Genomic DNA, 1,850 nt, shown 5'->3' with positions numbered 1-1,850 from the left:
TCCTCGAAAACCGCCACAACCCGGCGGCCTTTGAGCCCGTGCCGCAGGTGGAAGAGACAAAATCTGCCGCGCCGGCAAAAGCCGCCGCCTCCGGCGTCTACACCGTCGAAGTGGAAGGCAAAGCCTTCGTGGTCAAGGTCAGCGACGGCGGCGACGTCAGCCAGCTCAGCGCGGCTACTCCGGTAGCCAGCGCGCCCGCAGCCGCCCCGGCAGGCGCCGGCACCCCGGTGACCGCGCCGCTGGCGGGCACTATCTGGAAGGTGCTGGCCAGCGAAGGCCAGGCGGTGGCGGAGGGCGAGGTACTGCTGATTCTGGAAGCCATGAAGATGGAAACCGAAATCCGCGCCGCGCAGGCCGGTACCGTACGCGGTATCGCGGTGAAATCCGGCGATGCGGTGGCGGTCGGCGACACCCTGCTGCAGCTGGCGTAAGGACGAGGAGCGCAAATGGAAAGTCTGAACGCCCTGATTCAGGGCATGGGGCTGATGCACCTGGGAGCCGGCCAGGCGGCGATGCTGCTGGTCAGCCTGCTGCTGCTGTGGCTGGCGATTGCGAAAAAGTTCGAGCCGTTACTGCTGCTGCCGATTGGCTTTGGCGGCCTGCTCTCCAATATTCCGGAGGCCGGGCTGGCGCTGAGCGCGCTGGAAAACCTGCTGGCCCACCACGACCCGGTTCAGCTGGCGGTGATTGCCGCGAAGCTCAACTGCGCGCCGGATGTCCACGCCATCAAGGAGGCGCTGGCCCTGGCCCTGCCGTCGGTGCAGGGGCAGATGGAGACGCTGGCGGTGGACATGGGCTACTCCTCCGGGGTGCTGGCCATCTTCTATAAGGTGGCGATTGGCTCGGGTATCGCGCCGCTGGTGATCTTTATGGGCGTCGGGGCGATGACCGATTTCGGCCCGCTGCTGGCCAACCCGCGCACCCTGCTGCTGGGGGCGGCGGCGCAGTTCGGGATCTTCGCCACCGTGCTCGGGGCGCTGGCGCTGAACTACTTCGGCTTCATCCACTTCACCCTGCCGCAGGCGGCGGCCATCGGCATCATCGGCGGCGCCGACGGCCCGACGGCCATCTACCTGTCGAGCAAGCTGGCGCCGGAGCTACTGGGGGCCATCGCGGTGGCCGCCTACTCCTACATGGCGCTGGTGCCGCTGATCCAGCCGCCGATCATGAAGGCGCTGACCAGCGACAAAGAGCGGAAGATCCGCATGGTGCAGCTGCGTACGGTGAGCAAACGCGAGAAGATCCTCTTCCCGGCGGTGCTGTTGCTGCTGGTGGCGCTGCTGCTGCCGGACGCCGCGCCGCTGCTGGGGATGTTCTGCTTCGGCAACCTGATGCGCGAAAGCGGCGTGGTGGATCGTCTGAGCGACACGGTGCAGAACGCGCTGATCAACATCGTCACCATCTTCCTCGGGCTGTCGGTGGGGGCCAAACTGGTGGCGGACAAGTTCCTGCAGCCGCAGACGCTGGGGATCCTGCTGCTGGGGGTGATCGCCTTCTGCGTGGGCACCGCGGCCGGGGTGATCATGGCGAAGCTGATGAATGTGTTCAGTAAACACAAGATCAACCCGCTGATCGGTTCCGCCGGGGTGTCGGCGGTGCCGATGGCGGCGAGGGTGTCCAACAAGGTGGGTCTGGAAGCGGACGGGCAGAACTTCCTGCTGATGCACGCGATGGGCCCGAACGTGGCCGGGGTGATCGGCTCGGCGATCGCCGCCGGGGTGATGCTCAAGTACGTGCTGGCGATGTAAGCCGGCATCCTTCCCGGATGGCGGCTTGCGCCTTATCCGGGCTACCAGTCCGCTCCGGTTTGTAGCCCCGGTAAGCGCAGCGCCACCGGGGAGAGGTTCCCG

The 1,850-nt window shown here is 66.6% G+C and carries 2 protein-coding genes; both read left to right on the top strand.

Going from position 1 to position 1,850, the window contains the following annotated elements; all coding sequences use genetic code 11:
- Nucleotides 1–431, top strand: a 431-nt coding sequence (locus tag ABLV17_RS13570; protein ID WP_348854328.1) for a biotin/lipoyl-containing protein, incomplete at its 5' end; no start/stop codon positions are given.
- A gap of 15 nt (nt 432–446) precedes the next feature.
- A complete protein-coding gene (locus tag ABLV17_RS13565) occupies nt 447–1,748 on the top strand; it encodes an oxaloacetate decarboxylase subunit beta (RefSeq protein ID WP_213318015.1) in 1,302 nt (433 codons plus the stop codon).
- Nucleotides 1,749–1,850: the final 102 nt, after the last annotated feature.

This window comes from Klebsiella sp. CN_Kp091 (assembly GCF_040065095.1).
GTDB lineage: Bacteria > Pseudomonadota > Gammaproteobacteria > Enterobacterales > Enterobacteriaceae > Klebsiella > Klebsiella aerogenes.
Note: the sequence above shows the minus strand (reverse complement) of the source record. Positions and strands in the feature narration are given on the sequence as shown.